The organism is Arcticibacterium sp. SM2516 (genome assembly GCF_057914865.1).
This window is the reverse complement of sequence record NZ_CP195290.1, coordinates 637,652-659,069: the sequence shown is the minus strand read 5'-3', so window position 1 is coordinate 659,069 and position 21,418 is coordinate 637,652. Positions and strand designations below refer to the sequence as shown.

General features: G+C 36.5%; 13 protein-coding genes. 7 read left to right on the top strand and 6 right to left on the bottom strand.

Annotation, left to right across the window (positions count from 1 at the left end; all coding sequences use genetic code 11):
* The first annotated feature begins 77 nt into the window (after positions 1–77).
* Complete coding sequence (locus ACSBFT_RS02755; RefSeq protein ID WP_489603338.1) at positions 78–1,466, top strand: BNR-4 repeat-containing protein; 1,389 nt, start codon at positions 78–80, stop codon at positions 1,464–1,466.
* A 2-nt stretch (positions 1,467–1,468) separates the two neighbouring features.
* On the opposite strand, the gene ACSBFT_RS02750 is transcribed toward ACSBFT_RS02755, so the two are convergent.
* Entirely contained in the window at positions 1,469–2,257 is a 789-nt protein-coding gene (locus ACSBFT_RS02750; RefSeq protein WP_489603337.1) for a glycerophosphodiester phosphodiesterase, read from the bottom strand.
* 780 nt (positions 2,258–3,037) lie between these two features.
* Between ACSBFT_RS02750 and ACSBFT_RS02745 the strand changes: the two genes are divergently transcribed.
* Positions 3,038–3,736, top strand: a complete 699-nt coding sequence (locus ACSBFT_RS02745) for a hypothetical protein (protein ID WP_489603335.1) — start codon at positions 3,038–3,040, stop codon at positions 3,734–3,736.
* Positions 3,737–3,758: 22 nt separating this feature from the next.
* Here ACSBFT_RS02745 and ACSBFT_RS02740 read toward each other — a convergent pair whose 3' ends face one another.
* A complete protein-coding gene (locus tag ACSBFT_RS02740; protein WP_489603334.1) occupies positions 3,759–4,823 on the bottom strand; it encodes a Gfo/Idh/MocA family protein in 1,065 nt (354 codons plus the stop codon).
* 417 nt (positions 4,824–5,240) lie between these two features.
* On the opposite strand from ACSBFT_RS02740, the gene ACSBFT_RS02735 reads away from it, so the two are divergent.
* From ACSBFT_RS02735 to ACSBFT_RS02715, 5 genes are all read left to right on the top strand, one after another.
* A complete protein-coding gene (locus tag ACSBFT_RS02735; protein WP_489603333.1) occupies positions 5,241–5,579 on the top strand; it encodes a hypothetical protein in 339 nt (112 codons plus the stop codon).
* Positions 5,580–6,096: 517 nt separating this feature from the next.
* Entirely contained in the window at positions 6,097–9,171 is a 3,075-nt protein-coding gene (locus ACSBFT_RS02730; RefSeq protein ID WP_489603332.1) for a SusC/RagA family TonB-linked outer membrane protein, read from the top strand.
* A 19-nt stretch (positions 9,172–9,190) separates the two neighbouring features.
* Positions 9,191–10,837, top strand: coding sequence for a RagB/SusD family nutrient uptake outer membrane protein (locus ACSBFT_RS02725; RefSeq protein ID WP_489603331.1), 1,647 nt, complete (start codon positions 9,191–9,193; stop codon positions 10,835–10,837).
* Between the two features lie 328 nt (positions 10,838–11,165).
* Complete coding sequence (locus ACSBFT_RS02720) at positions 11,166–13,484, top strand: GH92 family glycosyl hydrolase (RefSeq protein ID WP_489603329.1); 2,319 nt, start codon at positions 11,166–11,168, stop codon at positions 13,482–13,484.
* 137 nt (positions 13,485–13,621) lie between these two features.
* Positions 13,622–17,677 (top strand): hybrid sensor histidine kinase/response regulator, encoded by a 4,056-nt coding sequence (locus ACSBFT_RS02715; RefSeq protein WP_489603327.1) that lies wholly within the window; start codon positions 13,622–13,624, stop codon positions 17,675–17,677.
* Between the two features lie 108 nt (positions 17,678–17,785).
* Here ACSBFT_RS02715 and ACSBFT_RS02710 read toward each other — a convergent pair whose 3' ends face one another.
* The 4 genes from ACSBFT_RS02710 to ACSBFT_RS02695 all read right to left on the bottom strand — a co-directional run bounded on the left by ACSBFT_RS02710 (position 17,786) and on the right by ACSBFT_RS02695 (position 21,410).
* Entirely contained in the window at positions 17,786–18,478 is a 693-nt protein-coding gene (locus tag ACSBFT_RS02710) for a DUF2490 domain-containing protein (RefSeq protein WP_489603326.1), read from the bottom strand.
* A 1-nt stretch (position 18,479) separates the two neighbouring features.
* Positions 18,480–19,082, bottom strand: coding sequence for a DUF4956 domain-containing protein (locus tag ACSBFT_RS02705; protein ID WP_463048364.1), 603 nt, complete (start codon positions 19,080–19,082; stop codon positions 18,480–18,482).
* A 1-nt stretch (position 19,083) separates the two neighbouring features.
* The gene (locus ACSBFT_RS02700) at positions 19,084–19,833 is read right to left on the bottom strand and encodes a polyphosphate polymerase domain-containing protein (RefSeq protein WP_489603324.1); all 750 of its coding nucleotides are present in this window, start codon (positions 19,831–19,833) and stop codon (positions 19,084–19,086) included.
* 398 nt (positions 19,834–20,231) lie between these two features.
* Positions 20,232–21,410 (bottom strand): BT3233 family polysaccharide utilization protein, encoded by a 1,179-nt coding sequence (locus ACSBFT_RS02695; RefSeq protein WP_489603323.1) that lies wholly within the window; start codon positions 21,408–21,410, stop codon positions 20,232–20,234.
* Between the last annotated feature and the right edge of the window lie 8 nt (positions 21,411–21,418).

Here is a 21,418-nt window from a genome sequence, read left to right as displayed (position 1 = left end):
ATATGATATTATGGATTTATATGATAGCAATGAAAACCCATATTTCTGTATAAAATTGATGCTGAAAACAAACCCTTATGAGACTACTTACTTTAATTTTGATATTCCTTGTATTTAACTCAGCATACAGCCAAGACTTTACCAACACCAAAGCCGATGGCTACAAAGGCATTTGGTTTGAGCTTAATCAAAAATATGAATTTGGCGACAAATACTCTGGAGCCTTGGGCACCTACACCGCCAAACATGTTCCATTAGCCATCTATGCCAAAGAAGTAGATAAAACCTTTTTTGTGTATGGTGGAACCACGGCAGAAGACCAAAGGCATTTGCTTTGCATGATTGGGGAGTTTGATCATAAAACGGGCATGGTTTCTAAACCAACCGTGGTTTATGACAAAAAAGGCGTAGACGACCCGCATGATAACCCTTCCATATTGATAGATGACGACGGATTTATTTGGGTTTTTATAAGCGGGAGAGGCCAAAGAAGACTTGGCTTTAAATACAAAAGCAAAGAACCTTATAATATAGATGCGTTTTCTCAAATAACGGAAGAAGAGATGACCTATCCGCAGCCATGGAACACGGAGCATGGCTTCTTTCATTTCTTTACAAAATATACGGGCGTTCGCCAATTATATTTTGAAACCAGTGAAGATGGGGTGAGCTGGACAGCAGATAAATTGCTTGCTGCTATTCCAGAAAACAAAGGTGAAAAATCTGGACATTATCAAACAAGCAACACATTTGAAAATAAAATGGTGGGGACATTTTTCAATCGCCACCCAGATGGCGACGTAGATAGGCGAACCGATTTATACTACATTCAATCAAAAGACTTTGGTGAAAAATGGACCAATATAGATGGTCTAGAATTACCATTGCCCATTACAGACTTAGAAAGCCCAGCTAGGGTGATAGATTATGCTGCAATAGGCAAAAATGTGTATGTAAAAGACATGGGGTTTGACGCCAATGGCAAGCCAGCTTGTTTATATATTCGGAGCAATGGTCACGAACCCGGCCCTAAAAGTGCACCCTATGAATGGTGCGTCACCAAATGGGATGGCACCGCATGGCAAACTTCTGTAATAGCCACATCTGATCATAATTATGATATGGGTAGTTTATATATTTCAAAAGATACTTGGCAGATAGTAGGACCCACCGAAAAAGGGCCACAGTCTTGGGGTGTAGGTGGCGAAATAGCCATTTGGCAATCTAACGACAAAGGCGAAACGTGGACGAAACAAAAAATACTCACCAAAAATAGTGCGATGAGCCATTCCTATGTACGCCGACCTGTAAACTTTAATGCTCCCTTTTGTTTCTTCTGGGCAGATGGCAACTCTCATACGTTTAGTAAATCAAGTTTGTATTTCGGTAATTTCAATGGAGAGGTTTGGAAGCTACCTTACGATATGAAAAGTGATTATGAAAAACCTATAAAAGTGTTAAAATAGGATTAATTGTATAGCAATTCGTAAAATTCCATATTATCAGTTTCAATAAAATCTACCTGTAAACCATAAACTTCATCAATAAAACTATCTTCTATACTATATACTAACACTTTAAGGTTTAAACTGTGAGCCAAGTCCACCTTTGATTTTGTGAGATCGTCTTTTCTGTCATGATCAAAAGAAATACCCGTCAGGTAATACTCATATGTCCTTTTTATTCCTTGGTCAAAATCTCCCCAAGTCAAGTAATAAGTCTCTATACCAGAATTTTCTTCTCTTACCATTTTAAGGAAGCTTAAAGAATCTGACTGAACAGATATTTTACCGTCAAAATTGTAAGAATCAGTAAAATCTGCTAGTTTTTTAGCAACAGCACTAAATGTTTCAGACTTAAAGAGTTCCTTGGGGTTTTTAACGTCTAAAGAGATATGTTTAGAAGGATATTTGATTACCATTAGGGCGAGAATGTCTTCCAGCTTATCATAATAAACTTGTCCATTTTCATCTTTTACATCGGCTATTTCTTTATCTGTAGCATCAATAAAAGGCTTATCTAAAAGCCGCACGTTGTCATCATGACTGAGCCATAGACCACCATCCTTACTTATTGCTATGTCAACTTCCACACCCCCTAATCTATCTAAAGCATATTCTATACCCTCGGAAGTATTTTCCCTAAAAAGTAGTGAATTATATCCTGCACCTCTATGACCCAACACTTTTGTACTTTCTTCTCCTAGGTCAGATTCCCTTGGTTCTAAACGCCAAATATCCTTGCAAGAACTAATCAAAAATAAGATTAGAGTAAATACGATTCTGTTTTTAATAAAATATGTCAACTGTTTTAGCAGATTCCGTGTTTACAAATAATCAGTAATTTAGTCTTCCTCAAATCTGTAGAAATATTTAATTTATCATGATTTTCAAAGGTGAATAAGCTCTATTTTACATAAAAACGCAGTTTTCTAACTATGCGTTGCCTAACGCTATCGGTTTCCGAACAAGAAATCTCATAATATATAAGTTTAGCGAAAATTCAGTAAAAGCTAAAACGCTTATCTAGGACAGCTCCTTAGATCACTCTTCTAATCCCCACCTTAAAATCATAAAGCTTAATTTCTAGACTGAGCACCATTCCATACTTTCAGTAAATCAAGTTTGTATTTCGGTAATTTCAATGGGGAGATTTGGAAGCTACCTTACGATATGAAAAGTGATTATGAAAAACCTTTAAAAGTAGTAGAGTAAGTGTATAAACTTCTCGAAAGTGCTGTGGAATAGTATCAGGAAGATAATTTTCAATCTTCATCATCAAAAAAACTTGAAACTGGTAAAACAACCATTCTTTGGTGAAATTGTTGGATCCTGACCAACATACTTATTTTCATTTTAATGGGAAAGGGGATCTTCCTTTTACAATTAAACGATCTAACTAAAAGAGTTCCTAAATTTATGCTTTAGCAAGAATTCATCGAAATTATTTCCATAATTGCTTTCTATTTTTTCATTCAATTTCCCCTCCAGTAGAGTCTTTGAATGATACAAAACGCTGGTTTGAAAAATACCTCCTTATGATAGACTTACCTCCCACTCAGAATCAAATTCAATGTGTTACGAATTTTCAAGATCTGGTTTCCACACCTTTTCATGGAGTCATTAATGCGATGTGCTGGACACGTAAACTTATAGGTGATTTCTCTGAGATTGTTGAAAAGTTAGAACTAAACGATAATATAGCGGCATTTGACCAAGATGAGCTTCGTGAACTTACTTTGAGTGAACGCGGGCAGCTTGCTCGTGAAATACTTTTAAATGACTTAAAGCTGTTAACCGCTCATGGAGCATCTCCAACGCTCAACGTTATCAAGTACTATGACAGAGATGATTCCTACCCGTTTTTCCCAACTGATGTTTATTCTTTTCATGTAGATCGCTCTCCTATACCCACCGACACTTTTTTATGCACTTATCATGGCGAATCGAGTGATATATTGCCAAATTCACAAGCCATACAAAAAATACTTATTCCCGAAATACGTGATGAACTCAAAAAACTATACGAAGGAACAGATGAAGGCTTTGAGGCATTTTTAAGTGAGCATTTCTTTGACCTACACTATCAAGCTAAAACTAAAGCACGCCCTATCAGCTTAGGCCTCGGTCACATATGGAGATTGGCCATTGAGCACCCTGAAAGTCAAGTACCTCCTTGTGTTCATCGTGCTCCAATGGAAAAAAATGGACAAAGCCGTTTGATGATGATTTGTTAAAGACTAGCTTATCTTTCTTTAGCTAAACTATTACAACGCGTCTTCCTGATTTGGCAGCCATATAAACAGCATCAATCACCTTTAGATCTCTCAAACCTTCTAGACCACTTATGTGGTCTGGGAATGGTTTGTTGTTCAATAGAAACTTTGCCATTTCGTCCATTTGAACCTGCTGCTGATTAGTCGTCGGAAATTCAAACTTCCCATCACTCGTTTTTCCAACAAACGGTCCATAACTAATGGCAGGACTCAGCTCGAAAATACCACGCTCGGCAGATGCCAATAACCTATCCATAGAGGTTATGGAACTAGAACTACAAGTGGCTGTGGTCCCACTTGGAAATTCCATTTGCCAATGAATGGATTCCTCCACTTCTTTAAAAACGTCTTTATAGATTTTTGGCCCAAACTGTGCCGTAACCGAAACGGGTTCCTCCCCTGTGACATATCTGGCACCTTGAATACAATACACACCTAAGTTTTGAAGACAACCACCTCCCGAAAGTTTTGCATTTAAATGCCAATCATTTAAATCTGAATTACTGGTATTATATCCCAACGCCGCCTCAACATGACGCACCTCACCATAAACTTTCTCGCTGCCCAGTCGCATCATTTCCATATTATAGGGCTCAAAATGCAATCGATAGCCTACCGCCAATTGCACATTATTCTCTTTACAGGCCGCTATAATTTCTTCGCATTCTTGAGCCGTGATGGCCATTGGCTTCTCCACTATGACATGTTTACCTGCTTTAGCCGCTCGTATGGCATATTCTTTATGCATGCCATTGGGCAACACGATATAGATGACATCCACATTGCCGTCATTGGCTATTTTATCAAAGTTGTCATAATTATAAACTGAGCTTTCTGGAATGTTATACTTCTTTTGCCAGACAGGTATTTTAGAAGGCGTTCCGGTAACAATACTCGTCACTTTGCAATGTTTAGAAACGGCAATGCCTTCCGCCAGATAGTTGGCATACCTGCCCAAGCCCACCAAAGCCACACGTAGCTTTTTATCCGGTTCCACCTTCGAATCACTGGAAAGTCCAAAAGGAAGCATCATAGCTCCTAACGACATTTTCTTAACAAAAGACCGTCTATTTTCAATCACATATATGCTGTTTTGCTAAGGCAATTTAGAAAAAGAATAAAGGATTTCAGCTTGGTTTTATTTGAATGGTTAGCGTTTTAGGCTTAGCGGTTTCCCCAAAGAGACATTGCAGGGCTCCCTAGCAGATACAAGATTCTAAATAGTACCTAAAACATGTAGGAAGACGCACATTGTATGGATGAGTTCGAAGTCGAAAAGACGTTTCTCCATAACTAGAAGCGTCGCAAACCCTTTGTCTTAGTTTCAGCTGTGCATGGTGCTTTAAAGGTCAAAAACTGATGACATATAATTTACTTTAAGTATTATTATAGGGCTGAAGGTATACTACCAATAAATATGAGGTCAAAAAAACTATTCCTTCATTAGGAAAGTCGGATTATCATCTTGAACAAAACAAAAAATAAAAATATTCTTCCACCAAAAGAATTTGGAATAAGAGTAATAAAGTATTCTATCTTTTCCATACTCCTCTTGGCTTTCTCTCTAGGAATTGGGATTTTAGGATATCATTATATCGGTGAATTAAAATGGATTGACAGCACCTATAACGCTTCCATGATTTTAACAGGAATGGTACCCGTTGATGAATTGAAAACGGTTTCTGCCAAACTATTCGCTTCGATATATGCCATATTTAGCGGCGTTGTTTTTTTAAGTACGGTAGCCATATTTTTTGCACCTTTTGCACATAGATTGATGCATTTATTGAAGATTGACTCATAAGAAATTAGCTCTTTCTTTTCAGCCTACTCAGAAAAGCTTGTTGCTTCGATATAATGACTTCAATCCTCTGGTTTAAACAAAGAACTATTTCATCAACATTAAAGAGACTTATTTAAATCTCCAATACTCCAGCAAAGAAACCAGAGATGAATTAAGGTCATAGTATAAATTTCTTGGCTTTTCAAACTCCCATTACCCTCCTAATCTATCCATCAAGAGCTTAAAACCCTGATGTCTACGCATTTTTTGTATCATTCAAATAAATTAGAGCACAACACCTAGTGCATCTATCTGAATAACAGCTCATTGTAAGCACACATACAATAAGTGGGTTAGCGAGAAATTAGTATTACTGGCTGCTTTCCATAAGAATAAGAACACTTTTTATCTATATCTCCATGTTTTTGAACGAAATGTCCATCCCTAAAAAATATGCTCTTATTAATTTTGAGCTCGGTTTTATATTTGAACAATTCCAAGAATAAACTAAACTTAACCCATAATAAACAAACTTGATATGGAAAAACTTAAACTTTTATTAATTGCCATTGCTATAAGTTTTACATCATTGGCCTACGCACAGGATACGGTATCAGGTGTGGTATTAGACAATCAAAATACGCCCATCCCTGGGGTTAACATAGTAAAGCAAGGGACCACGACTGGTACATCTACCAATTCAGAAGGTAAATTTAAAATTGGCGTAAAGAATGGTGATGTCCTTACATTTTCATTTATAGGATATGTATCTCAGGATATTACATATTCTGGTCAATCTTCATTAAATGTCGAAATGATAGAAGATGCCGCTAACCTTGAAGAGATTGTGGTTATTGGTTATGGTACGGTCAAAAGGACGGATTTGACGGGAGCTGTAGCATCTTTAGGTAATAGAGAGCTTACCTCACAAAAGAAAACAGATTTGGGGCAGGCTTTACAAGGCCGTGTGGCTGGTGTTGATGTAAGAACTACTAACAATAAACCAGGTGCACCATTATCTATTGACATTAGAGGTAATACTGTCATTCAGAATACCAACGAAAATCGTGACGGTTTAAGTGATAATATTGCTGATGACCTTTCCAAACCATTATATGTAGTTGATGGCGTATTTTTTGATGATATCAATATTTTGAACCCTGCTGATATTCAGCAAATGGATATTCTAAAAGATGCATCGGCTACCGCTATTTATGGAGCTAGAGGGGCTAATGGTGTGGTTATTATCACTACTAAAAATGGAATTGAAGGGAGAACACAGTTTAGTTACGATGCTACTTTTGGCGTAAATACCGCTACTAATGTTCCGGATATGCTTGACGGAGATGAATTTGTGGATTTTGCTGATAAAGTATTACGTAGCACGGCTTGGAAGCAGATGTTCAAACCAAATGAAGGCGTTTACCCAACCGTAGAAGATTATAACAATGCAACGGTAGATTTATCTAGAGAGTTTAGAGCCACAAACGAAGAAGCGAGCAATGTAGCTAACCGTCGTTATACAGATTGGCAAAATGATTATTTGAAATCAGGAATTCAATCGAGTCATACCTTGGCCATGTCGGGCGGTAGTAACGGCTTAACTTATAATGCCTCAGCCGGTTATTTAAGTAATAAAGGCGTCATAGGAATAGAATCTTATGACCGTTTTAATTTAAGCACATCATTATCCAAAAAGGTATCCAATAAATTTACCTTGGGTGTAAAAGCTTATTTATCCTTATCAGATAGAGAGACAGGAAGTAATGAGCTCTTTAGAAGTACTTTGCGTTTGTCTCCAACAGTAAACTCATTCAATCCAGATGGAAGTGTTATATTATTTCCAGATGATCAAGATGGACGTTTCTTAAATCCTATTTATGAGTCGCAAGGGTCATGGTTAAGTAATACCAAAACCTTAGATGTTATCACCAATGCATTCTTGAATTACAAGCCGACTAAATGGTTGAGCCTAAAAACACAGTTTGCACCTAATATTTCAAATGACCGTTATGGGTCACATTTTGGTTTGTTAACTAAATCGGCTAGAAACGAAGAATCTCGTACACGTGCTTATTACAATTCCACTTTTAAAACCTCTTATACTTGGGATAATATAGCTGACCTGAATTTCGATGTAGCAGAAGGGCATAGTCTAAATGCAACTTTGATTTCGTCTATGTATTATAATCAAAGAGAGGGGAGTGCGGTTGAAACTAGAAACTTTGATACCGATGCATACCAATTTTATAATGCTGGTGCCGGCTTAGATGTAAGGTCATACAATACTTTTTTCTATAAAGAAACACTCGCTTCTTTTGCTGGAAGGTTAAACTATGGCATTCAGGATAAGTACTTATTTACTTTTACAGGAAGATATGATGGTTCTTCTAAACTAGCACCGGGTTATAAGTGGAATTTCTTCCCATCCGCTGCTTTTGCTTGGAAAGCCAGTGACGAAGCATTTTTGCAGGAGGCAGATTGGTTAAACAATCTTAAAGTCCGTTTAAGTTACGGAGAGTCAGGAAACGAAGGTTCTATTAGAGCATATCAATCATTAGCCTTCTTAGGAGGAGCTGATTACCTTTTCGGAAACAGCCATGTTAATGGTGTAAAAGTAAACGGTTTGCCTAATTATGAATTGACTTGGGAGCGTTCTAAAGAGTTTAACTTTGGTGTAGACATGAGTATGATACAGTACAGGCTTGGTATAAGCTTAGAGATTTATAACAAGAAAACTGTAGATGCTATATTAGGAAGAACACTATCTCCAATTACGGGATATGGCTCAGCTACTGGTAATTATGGTTCTGTTAGAAATAGTGGAGTGGAGCTTACGCTGAATACCGTAAATGCTCAAACTAATAATTTCAAATGGACTACCAGCATAAACTTTGCGAAGAACAAAAACGAGATTCTAAAATTAGACGGCGGCATTGATAAGTTTACATACGGAAACCACGGTGTACGCCAGATAGGACAGCCAGTTGATGCTATCTACGGATATGAAATTGAAGGTATTTGGCAGTTAGAAGAGGCCGCAGAAGCTTTTGCTTATGACGGAAGTTTTCCTGGACAGTATAAGTATAGTGACTTAGATAATAATGGAAGTTTAAATGAAGATGATAAAAAGGTAATAGGTTCTTTATCTCCAGATTGGATAGGTGGTATGACTAATACTTTCACTTATAACAATTTCAATTTAAATATCCAGATGCACACTAGACAGGGTGTTTATGGACATTCTGAGTTCTATAACAATTTTGTGCCATGGCAAAACGATGACGCTAAATTTAACAAAGTAGATTTAGATTATTGGACGCCAAATAATCCAGGTTCTCCAAACCCTGCACCTGAGTATGGTTCTACAGGAAATAACTATTATACAGACTTTAATTTTGTGAAAGTAGGAAACATTGGTTTGGGTTACACTGCGTCAAGTACACTTTTAGACAGGTTGAAAATCAATAGTTTAAGATTGACTTTGGATGTTCAAAATCCATTCACATTTACTGATTATGCGGGTCCAGACCCTGAAACAGGAATGCAAAACTCATACAACGCAGGTTATATGATTAAAACCGTTCTTTTTGGACTGAAAGTAACTTACTAATTTTTAAAAAAGATTAACAATGAAAATATTTAATATAAAACAAGTTGCTGTCCTGTTGACGTGCTCAGTCTTGATTGGCGGATGTGACAACTATATTGACGAAGAAATATACTCTGGTATTACCAGTGAAAACTTCCTTACGGAAAATAATGCGGACCAACTCGTAATAGGTCTTTATGACGCAACAAGAGATGTCTACAAAAACTACGGCTATATGTTTGCCGGAACAGATATCTTTACCACTCAAAGTGAAGTTTTTTCATTTAGTAGTGAAAACGATTACAATAGCTTTAATGCTCCACAAAATAACGGGGTATGGAGTAGTAATTATGGCGTAATATCTAAAGCAAATACAGCTATCAATAGATTTGAAACGCAGATAGATTGGAGTGACGCTAATTTAGAAAATAAGGCTTACGGAATAGCTCAAGCTAGAGCGTTGAGAGCTCTGGCATATTATAATTTGGCCGTGCAGTATGGTGGTGTTCCTTTAGAGTTAACCGAACCACAAAGTATCCGTACTGATTATTCACGTTCTAGTGAAGAGGAAACATTTGCCTTGATTATTAGTGAATTAGAGGCTTCTATTCCTACACTAAAGGATGCTCCTGAAACTGGCCGTTTATCAAAAAGAGCAGCTCAGCATGTTTTAGCAGAAGTGTACTTAACCAGAGCATATAAGTCTTTTGCTGGAGGAAACGATTTTCAAACGGCGGCAGATTTAGCGGTACAAGCAATCGGGTCTTATGATATTAGAAGCCAAAGTTTTGCAGAGCTTTTTGACTATGACAACCAAGTAAACCCAGAAATTCTTTTTGCTGCTCACTGGGGTGATACAGGTTTTGCCGAAGACAGAGGAAATAATAAGCATTCCTTATTTATGTCAGGCGTTCAATCATTACCGGGTGTAAGTAGAAGTAATCTTTACGGTAAACCAGGAAATGGCCTAATGATGACGCCTTATTTTTATTCTTTGTTTGCTGACAATGATTCCAGAGAAAATGTGACCATACATAGATCAATAATTGCAGACGAGGCAGGGTTTGCTATTGGTAATGATGAGATAGCTATTGGAGATACTGTTGTATATTTTCCAAAATATACGCTAAGCGAGGCAGAGCTTAAAGATAAACTAGAGCGTTATTGGGTATATCAGCCAAACCAATACCTTTTCGGAAGACCTGAAACAATAGCAGGTGTAAATTATCAGTATACGGCGAATCCTATATTGACAAATTTCCCAATGATGAAAAAATTCGATGATGAGGTTTTCCAAGAAGAAAATAATGGAGCGAGAGATACCTATATTTTCAGAGTAGCCGAAACGCATTTAATTGCTGCGGAAGCTTTGTTAGGAGCAGGAAATACTACGCAAGCTTTGACTCATATAAACAGAGTAAGAGAGCGTGCTACTGGTGTGGCAGATCATTATACTACCTTAGATTTAGACACCATCTTGGATGAGCGTGCTTTAGAATTAGTAGGCGAAGATAACCGATGGACTACGCTAAAACGTATGGGTAAATTAGAAGAGAGAGTGGGAATGTATAATCCTCATTATAGAGATCACGGGGCGTTTGAGGCTTCAAAGCACATGCTACGTCCTATTCCATTAATAGAGTTGGAAATTTCTCCATCAACTATGACACAGAATAGTGGATACTAAAAAGGAGTAAAGTTGATGGTTTAATATGGTTTGGTTTGAATACGGGTGGGTTTGAAAATAACCTGCCCGTATTTTGTAAAACCGAGATGAATAAACAATGATTCGGGTTTTAAATTATTCTTTTGTCCCTTTTAGTTTAGTCGATATGACTAGAAACATTCAAGAGAAATGAAAACTTACCGCTAACTAGGTAAGACAAGGTGGGTTATATTTAAGCTGCAATTTATCTTTGTTTTTACTTATTCAATCATAGGAAATGATGGAACCTAGAAACTAAAAAGAGGGATTACCATTGCAAGAAATACTTTAAAATATTCTAAATAATTAAATGAAATTAATAAACGTATATCATAAAGGGTTGGCAATAGCTATTCTTCTTTCTATCACTGTTCTCTCTTGTAAAGTGAATGAAAAAAATGCCAATGTCGGATATTTAACCGATAAGGTTTATCCAACGCTAGACTCAGAAAACTCAAGGTGGTTTTTCTTTTCATCGGCAAGTAGACCATTCGGAATGGTTAACTTAAGTCCCGACAATGAAATAGATGGTGCTTGGGGCAGTGGATATAGATATAAGGTAGATACCATTAAAGGTTTTAGCCATATTCATGCTTGGCAAATGTCTGGATTATCCGTTATGCCTGTAACATTTTCGGATGAAAACAGCAAAAGCATTTTTACCGATTTCTATTCGAAATTTAGCCATGACAATGAGCTGATAAAACCTGGATATCATAAGGTTGAGTTAGAAAGATTTAACATAAAAGCCGAATTAACCAGTACAAAGCGTGTTGGCTTTCATAAATATTCTTTTCCGAAAGGTCAAAATTCAGGGATATTATTCAATCTAAATACCATGTTAGGTCCATGTGAAAATTTGGATGGCGTATTAGAAAAAATAGGTGATAGAGAAATAACAGGAAAGCTTGTAGCTGCACCTACACGTAGAAGACCAAAACCCCTGGATATTTTCTTTAAAGTGGAATTAAACCGATCTTTTGAATCCATTGAAAAAGATCCTCAAACAGGAAATTATTTAATTCGATTGAACGCTTCTGATGAGCCCGTTTTAATGAAAGCGGGTATTTCATATACCTCCATAGAAAATGCTTCTAATAATATTGCTACAGAATTACCACAATGGAATTTTGATAAGATTGTTACAGATTCTCATAACGAATGGGAATCATTATTAGGCAGAATTGAAGTTAAAGGTGGATCAGAACAAGAGCAGCGACGTTTTTACACCGACCTTTGGCATGCTTTACAAGGCAGAAGGATAATTAGCGATGCTAATGGAGCTTATCCAGATAATACAGGAAATACTTTTAGAGTGGGGCAAATCCCAGTTAATGAAAATGGTAAACCGAAATTCAATCATTATAACTCTGACTCTTTCTGGGGAGCACAATGGACCATTAATTCTCTATGGGGATTAGTTTATCCAGAGATTATGAAAGAATTTACCTATTCTTTATTGCAGTATTATAAAGACGGGGGCTTGATACCGCGTGGTCCTTCCGGAGGAAACTATACCTATGTAATGACGGGAGCATCCTCCACCCCATTTATAGTTACTGCCATTCAAAAAGGAATTGTCACAGAAGACTTAGAAGAAATTTACCAAGCTTTAAAGGTAAACCATATGCCTGGTGGCATCATGGAGAAATCTGGTTATGAGCACAATACCAAAATTGGTGGAGGATTAACATATTATATCAAAAATGGTTTTGTACCCTATCCTATTCCAGAGGGTAGATTTGGCGGTCACCAAGAAGGTGCCAGTTTAACCATGGAATACGCCTACCAGGATTGGACCTTGGCTCAATTGGCAAAAAAACTAGGGCATGAAGATGACTATAACTATTTTATCAAAAGGTCGAAAAATTATCAAAATGTTTTTGATCCATCTACAGGTTGGATGAGGGCCAAGGACATCAATGGAACTTGGAAAAAAGATTTTGACCCGTATCAAACAGAGCATGGATTTATAGAATCAAATGGAGCACAATCTACTTGGTTTGTACCTCACGATTTAGAAGGCTTAGCTACCCTAATGGGAGGAACAGAAAAAGCGATAGATAAATTAAACAGTCAGTTTATCACGGCCGAAAAACTAAATTTTACAGCCGGCAATTCGCATGCCCAAGAACTGCATCCAGAATACAGACGCATTCCTATAAATTATGGAAATCAACCTTCTATACAGACCTCTTTTGTTTTCAATAAATTAGGCCATTATGATCTGACCCAATATTGGTCTAGAAAAGTGGTAGACAAAGCTTTTGCTGGTCTGTCGCCAGCTACAGGGTATAATGGAGATGAAGATCAGGGATTAATGGGAAGCTTAGCCGTATTAATGAAAATGGGTTTATTTCAAATGAATGGCGGAACAGATGACCATTCTGAATATCAAATAGGAAGTCCGATTTTCAACGAAATTATTATTCACTTAAATCCAGATTATTATATAGGCAAAAAATTTGTGATTAAGGCTGAAAACAACAGTCCAAGTAATGTTTATGTCAACAAGGTAGAGCTTAATCAAAAAGTGATTTCGAATTTCACTTTAAAGCATTCTGATATTACTAACGGAGGCGAGCTTGTTTTGGAAATGTCAGAGAATGTTGGACTAAAAACTAAATGATTTGCCCGAACTGCAAGAATTTATATTCAGTTATAGTTTTACTTTTGACCGCTTCTTTAATACGAATATTTCTCAAAAAAGTGTCATAACAAACGGTTAAAATCTTATATTAGGTATCATGTCTAAGTTCGTTGCTAGTGCAGAATAATTTCAACCTTTTATATAAGTTAATACTTGTTTTTAGTGCCATTACATTTCAAAGTATTGGGCAGGATTTGAAATTTGACCACTATAACGATAATAACGGCCTTTCTCATAATTCTATAAGGCATATAGTTCAGGATAAGCACGGATTTTTATGGATTGGGACCTTTTCAGGACTTAATCGTTTTGATGGCTATGAATTCAAATCTTATTTAAGTACGTCTGAAGGGAATAATAAAATTCCTAACGACGACATTACGGCTTTAGAATTAGATGAAGCGTCAAACAATCTATGGATTGGAACCCGAAAGGGCTTAACATTATTAAAGTTAGATACGCATCAATTTACCACATTTTTAAACGAGGAAGGAAACCCTAAAAGTTTACCAGATAATGAGGTTCGTTCCGTTTATATAGATAAATACAAACGTGTTTGGGTGGGAACAAAAGACAAAGGGCTTTATCGGTTTAATTTAGACGACAAACAATTCATAAAAGTACATCTGCCTAATTTCAACTATATTAAAGAAATTTTCGAAGACACCTCCGGCAATATCTGGATTGGAAGTTTCGAGACAGCTTCCGTCGCCAAAATAAGGTTAGATAGTAAAGGAGAAGTACAGCACACCTCCACTTATACCCTTAAGGTTACAGACTCTTCTGAGCGAAACCCTTATTTGCATTTTATCTTTGAAGACAGTAAAAAAGACATTTTCGCGGGAACAAGAAAAGGCCTCTTTAAGCTCAATAAATCAACACAAAAATTTGAAAACATTTATATAAAAAACACGAAAACAAGAGAGGCTTTGGGACCCTATTTTGTCTCCATTGCTCAGGCTCCCGATGGTAAATACTGGGTAGGCACGCTAGGTGGAATTCTTGTTTGTGAAAACCTAGAAGATATTGCCCAAGGTAATTTTGAGTGGCATTATTCCATTTTAACTGATCAAACTTCTTTGGTCGACAACTTGGTGACCTCTTTGTATTTTGATCCATCAGGCATTTTATGGATCGGTACAGAGGATGGTTTGGATAAATATGACCCCAATAGAAACCATTTCAAATTCAATAAGGACATCTCAAAATTTATTGATGGGAAAGCACCTAGAATACGTGGTTTTGCTAGAACGTACAATAATAAAGTTGTTGTAGCCACTAGGCACAGCGGACTTTTTATAAAAGAAAACAATCAGTTTGTTCCTTTATATAATAACCAAAAAGATATCGCCCATATTTATACAAAAGATGGAAAGATATTTTATTGCGGTTTATGGAATGGTAAAGTTTTAGTCTATAACTATACCAATAATCAATCTATTGAAGTAGATGTTGGTTTCGAACAAGTAGCCATTTCCTCCATTAAAATCATCAATGAGAATGACATTATTATAGGCTCATTTGGCCAAGGGGCTAAAATGCTTAAAGTTAAAGGTACCACAATCTCGTCTGACAAAATCGACTTGCTTAAAGATGGAAATATCAACAAAATCATTACGGATAAGGAAAACAATTTGTGGTTTGCTACGCAAGCCGGAGTGATAAAATATAATATTTCCACCAAGGCTATTGAGACCTATAACTCGTCCTTGAAGAAAGGAGAAGGCCTACCCCATGACAATGTCAGCGATATTATTTTTGACAAAACGGGTAGGCTTTGGGCTGCCACACGCACAGGCTTGAGTTACCTTGATGCCGAGAAAAAGACCTTTCTTCCAGCCACAGAATTCAGCCAATTGGCGAATAAATGGGTCACAGATTTTCTTTTAGACGCTAATGATAACTTATGGTTAAATGTCAACAATAATAGCGTAGCCTGGATAAATCCAGATACTGACCAGTATAATGTTTACCATGTGAATAGTGGAAATAGACTAGATTTTTTCAGTTCACAAGGGTTTTATAATCTGGGAGAGTCTAATATTTATTTAGGCGGTAAAAATGGGATCATCTATTTTTCACCAGCCAGTATCAAATCAAACGAACGGTCGCCTAGACCTATTATCACCGAAATAAAAATCAATAACGAAGCGATACTACCGGGGAAGGAAATCAATGGTGAAATACCTTTAAAGGTGGATATAAACGAAACTAAACATTTAACTCTTAGTTATGCCAACAGAAACTTTTCCTTACAATTTTCTACACCTTCTTATGCCAACGAACGCCTAAATATGTTTGAATATATGCTAGATGGTTTCGACGACAACTGGATATCCACCTCCAGTAGTTATAGAACGGTTCAGTATACCAACCTCTTTCCTGGCGAGTATCATTTCAAAATTAAATCAAGCAATAGTGCTGGCTATTGGAGCGAAACGGTGTCATACAAAATTACCATAGAACGTCCGATTTGGTTTAATTATCCCGCATTACTCCTATATCTAGTACTCTTTATGCTTATCTTTTACTTTGTGAGACGTGAGCTTAGAGACCGAATGCGTTTAAAACAAGAACTAATAAATGAAAAATTAAACAGAGAGCGTGATGAAAAATTAAACAATGAAAAACTCCGTTTTTTCACAAACATTTCGCACGAATTAAGAACACCCTTGACCTTGATTTTAGGTCCTGTTAAACAACTTTTAGAACAAGAATCTTATAGTACTTATGCTAAAAGTAGAGTCGATTTAATCCATAAAAACTCCAATAGATTATTACGACTGGTAAATCAAATTCTAGACTTTAGAAGAGCCGAGACTGGTGAACTGGAGTTAAAAGTGGCTAAAACCGACATTTTACCCTATACCGAAGAGATCTTTAACTCCTTTGTGGAACTGTCGCAATCCAAGAACATCAACTTTAACTTTAATGTTGAAGACGAGTTAGGAGAATGCTGGATAGACATGGATAAGTACACCAAGATTCTATTTAATCTACTTTCCAATGCCATGAAGTTTACCAATAATTATGGGAATGTAGATTTATTCCTAGGTACTATAGAAGGAGAATCTAAAATACTTAAAATAGAAGTGAGTGATGATGGTATTGGCATCCCCATAGAGAGTCAAGAAAAGATATTTTCTAGATTTTATCAAGCCAAAAACAGTGTAGAAAGCACCACGGGTACGGGTATTGGTTTATCGTTGGTGAAGGCTTTAGTAGAATTACATAAAGGAAAAATTAGTGTAAAAAGTACGCCAGGAGCAGGTAGTATTTTCACTATCCAGTTGCCTGTCAATAATTATGCTTACACGGAAAACGAAATACTTCAGATAACAGCTCAAGAGGAACAAACCACCACTATTAAGCCCGAATTTCTAAACCATAAAAATGTCAGTCGTGTAAAAACCAACACCGACATTAAGCATGGTATTCTAATCATAGATGACAACCCAGAGCTAAGAAAATATGTGGCAGAATATTTATCTGAATTCTACAAGGTATATCAGGCAGAAAACGGAAAAGAAGGATTGGATGTTTGTAGAAAAGTAAAACCTGTGCTTTGTGTGGTAGATGTCATGATGCCAGTGATGGATGGCTTTGAGTTTGTGGAGGAATTAAAAAATGATGAAAATATTAGTCATACCGCTGTGGTTTTATTAACCGCTTTGGCGGAGAATGAAAATAGGATTAAAGGATACAAAATTGGTGTAGATGGATATTTGGTAAAACCATTTGACCCTACCCTTCTGAGAACACGTATTGATAATATCATTAAAATTCATTCTGACTTAAAACAAAAATTTTCTGGAGATGCTGAATCTGATGTTATTAGTCTGGCACACTCCCAAATAGACATTGAATTAATATCAAAAATAAAAGACCTGGTAGAAATAAATATGAGTAATCCAGAGCTGACTTCTGGGCTATTATGCGACGAACTCGCCATGAGTTCGTCTAAACTTTATAGAAAAATAAAACAGCTTACAGACTTATCGCCAAATGAGTTTATAAGAACAGTTCGATTAAAGAAATCGGCGGTCTTACTTAAAACTAAAAACCATAATGTGACCGAAGTGGCAGAAATGGTGGGCTTTAACGACCCTTTATATTTCAGTAGGTGCTTTAAAAAACAATTTGGAAATGCCCCAAGCGAACTGATAAAATAAGTTTTTCAACGCTGACCGACCTATTTCGTTAGGCCGATTCCATCGAATGTTGGAAGTTTAAAAAGTGGGAAAACTCATAGAGAAATTCCCCCACTTTTGTACTTGAGCCTATTTCCCTTTTCTCTTAATTGTATATTTATAACTCAATCCTATAATGCTAGCTCGCCTTAATGCTTCACTATTCATGTTGCCTTCAAAGCCATAAAAGGCGTTAAGTTTACCAGATTTTCCTAATTTATAGGAGGTGCCAATAGTTATTCTATACTTTTCCGGCTTGTACCCTTCTGCTGGTGAAAAAATCTCGCCTGATATTTCAGGGTCAAACTTCCAGTGGTTGAAGTTATAATCTAAATTTAGCTTGAGTCTAGTTTGAGCGTCATTAGGGTTATCACTATCTAATTCACTCTTATTTTGATATCGAAACCTATATTTTATGTCTAGTCTATCAATTTTATGCTTATAAGAGGCATCAATTTGGTAACGCAAATGATTTTCATATCCTTGAATCTTACCATTGGTATCATTGGATCTAATAAATCGCAGTCCTGCACCAAGGCTAAAGCCCTTCCATATATCATATTTCCCAGAGAGCTCAGTAAAGTATCCGTCTATGATAGAACTGTTTTCTTTTAACCTTAATTGTTCTTCAAGGCTTACGCTAAATTTTGAATTTATGTCGTATTGAAATTCTAAGCCGGACCATGTTTCCAGGTCTTTGTCTATGGAGGTTTCGTCCGTTTGAGCTCGAAGAGCCTGTGCCGTAAAAAGGACGATAGTTAAGATTGAGATTGTTTTCTTCATTCTAATTATCTTTATTAAAATGAATAGTTACTTCAGCCGTATCTTTTAAAAAATCGATGGTGTCTATGCTTACTCTGCTAATAAGCAAGCCCGTTCTTTTCTCCAAATCATCTTTCATTAAAAGATAATTTTCCGGTTTTATGTTCTCTATTTTTTCGTAAAGTATGGTTTTACTTTCTTCATTATTAACTCGCCATAATCTTTCCATAATATATATGGCTCCCACGACCAGTATGTTACCCGCAAAAATTTCGGCATAACTCATTTTTTGGTTGGCTAGGGAGTTTATGACAGAAACGCCTATGACTATGAAAAGATAGGTCATCTCTTTAATGGGGATGGCGTCTGTTCTATAACGAATTATTCCAAAAATGGCAAAAAGACCTAGTGCCATACCTATGTCAAGTTCATATTTCTTAAGCGTGAAGCATAATAAAAAGACGATGATGGCAATCATGTAATAGGTGAAAAGGTAATCTTTTCTTTGACTCGATTTAAAGTACAAGCCAGTGATGATTATACTCAAAAATGTGATGTTGATGATGAACCGGAACATCATTTTAAAGAAGTCGTCATCAAATAAGGGGATATCTAAGAATTCCATTTTACGCTGTTAATTTTTGTATTTGTAGTAGTTTGATTTTAAAAGAGTTGTATTTAACATCCTCATAGAGGCTAATGATGCCGAGGCAATATTTGCTTATGCTATTGGGAAGAATATGTCTTTTTTTGAGCTCTTGGTAAATTGGCGAGTTTCTGTTTATACCCTCCTGTTTGATTTCTATTATGGCCAGATCGTCATAGGCTTTATTCTTACACCCGTTACGAAAATTCAAGTTAAAATCAATTGTTGCTCTTTCTTTATGAAGTGTACTCACCAAGGTGATACGGTTAAATTCGTTTTCTAACGTTGGAGACAATACGTAGCTTCCATGGGTGATTTCTTGAATAAAATCATTAGACTTTTTACTTAGATTTTCTTCAAAACCATCAATTGGTATGCGGCTTTTATGGGTAATTCCCTTACCGTTTTTCTTTTTAATCTCTAAAAAGTGAATTTTAGATTCGACATAGTTCCGTATTCTAACCTTAACTCTATTAATTTTCCCATTATGGTGCCATTGATAAAAGTCATTTCCAGGGGTGTCATAGTATAAGGAGTTATAAGTCATAACCCGATCTTTGTTCACCTCTAAAACCCTGTAATTGTTCAAAACAGAATTTAGAATTTCTAAGACTTGCTTCTTGGGAAGTATAAACTTTGTGTCAGATCTTTTCATTAAAGACACTTGGTCCATATCCGTAAGGGATATAGGCCGAAAAGTTTCGGCAATTTGTTTTATTTCTTGATTCATATACTTCTGTAGACGAAAAAAACTATTGTGTCGTGGTGTCTACTAAAGTTAAAATCAGTTAAATAATGGAATTCTCTTTTGATTAACCCTTTTGGAGGCTGCTATAGATCTTAAATTTTAGTGTGGTCAAGGATAGAAGGCTCCTTTTAAACTAGTTGAATCCTTTAACCCGCTTTATGCATTAGGCAATCTCCCGATTCTATCGCGACCAGTAGCTAAATTGCTTAAAATCAGTCCGTAAAATCATTTATTCCACTTTATAACTCATTACGTTTCGCCAATGCATAAACCAGGTTTAATAAAAAAACACTTAAATCCAATTGGCATAGCGGTGCTTTTACCTTTGGATTTAAGTGACTTTATAGACTGATTTGTTATACCCTGTTTATGTCGATCGTCTATTTTAAATTAACGGTAAGCCCTAAAGGTGTGTTAATCTGCTTTGAAAAAGAGTCGAGATAGCTTTCCCATTCCGCCTGATTTTTAAACTGCCCGCTTTCTTTCCAGCTAAAACCAGCATAATAAACCACCTTATTATCTTTTACTTTGAGGTGGGCATAAGCATTGCTTAAATCGGCTATCTCTGTATCATACTTTTCAAATCCTATGAAAGCATTTTGAGGTACCACAATGGCGGTTGCTAATTCAGAATCGGCATGTGGCTGCCAATAGCTAACCCATCCATTGTCGTTATTTTCTTTCACTACACCGTCTTTTTCGTGAAGCGTCAAACCAGCTGAAAGCGTGTCGGTTCCGCTGATAGTAACATCAAACTTCGATAAGTTACTACCAAGATCTAGACTAATAATTTTCGACTCTTTTATTGGGTTTCCTGCTACATCCCAGTCCCCTATTTCAAGATAGAAACTGGTACGAATTGGTCCTGTCGTTATGGTTCTCCATTTTGTGTAGTTTTTTGAAAAAAAGTAAGAATCACCATTTTTTATGGCGACGCCCCCCACCCCTCTACTTTGACCTACATGAAAGTTATCTAAGCCATCACCAGAATCTATATGATAAGCTCCTTGGTGCTCTAATTCTTTCTTATACCATTTGTTGATAATCGGATATTCTACTTTTTTCAACCAAGCATCTACCCCACTAGAAAGTGTACCTCCCGGAATGTTCTCTTCAATCATTTGTTGAGCCCTTGGACCATACATTCTAAAAGCTACTTTATTGTTTTCCCAGGTATAATCGTCTGTTCTTTCAGGCACAAATCGCGAGTAACAAAGTTCTTCTGCTTTAGGTTTTTCCGCTTCAGATACACTTACAACTTCATAGACATTTTCAGCGTTACCCGCTATTTTGGGTTGAAACAGTATATCGTCCATGATGCCGTCTCCATCATTATCAACCAATTGGGTAAGCTGAAGCTCACCCGTTTTGGTATCTTTAATGCCTGTATTGCTCAGGTCTTCTATGTTCAGTTCTGATTTGCTTAAAACGACGGTTTCAAAAGTCCTTTCAAAATCCAATTCATTTTTCACTAAAACAGTCGTCGTTTCTTTTTTGGGAACACAAGAATTGAGCAAAAGAAATCCCAAAGAAAAAATAGAAAAATTGATAGTTTTCATACTGATAT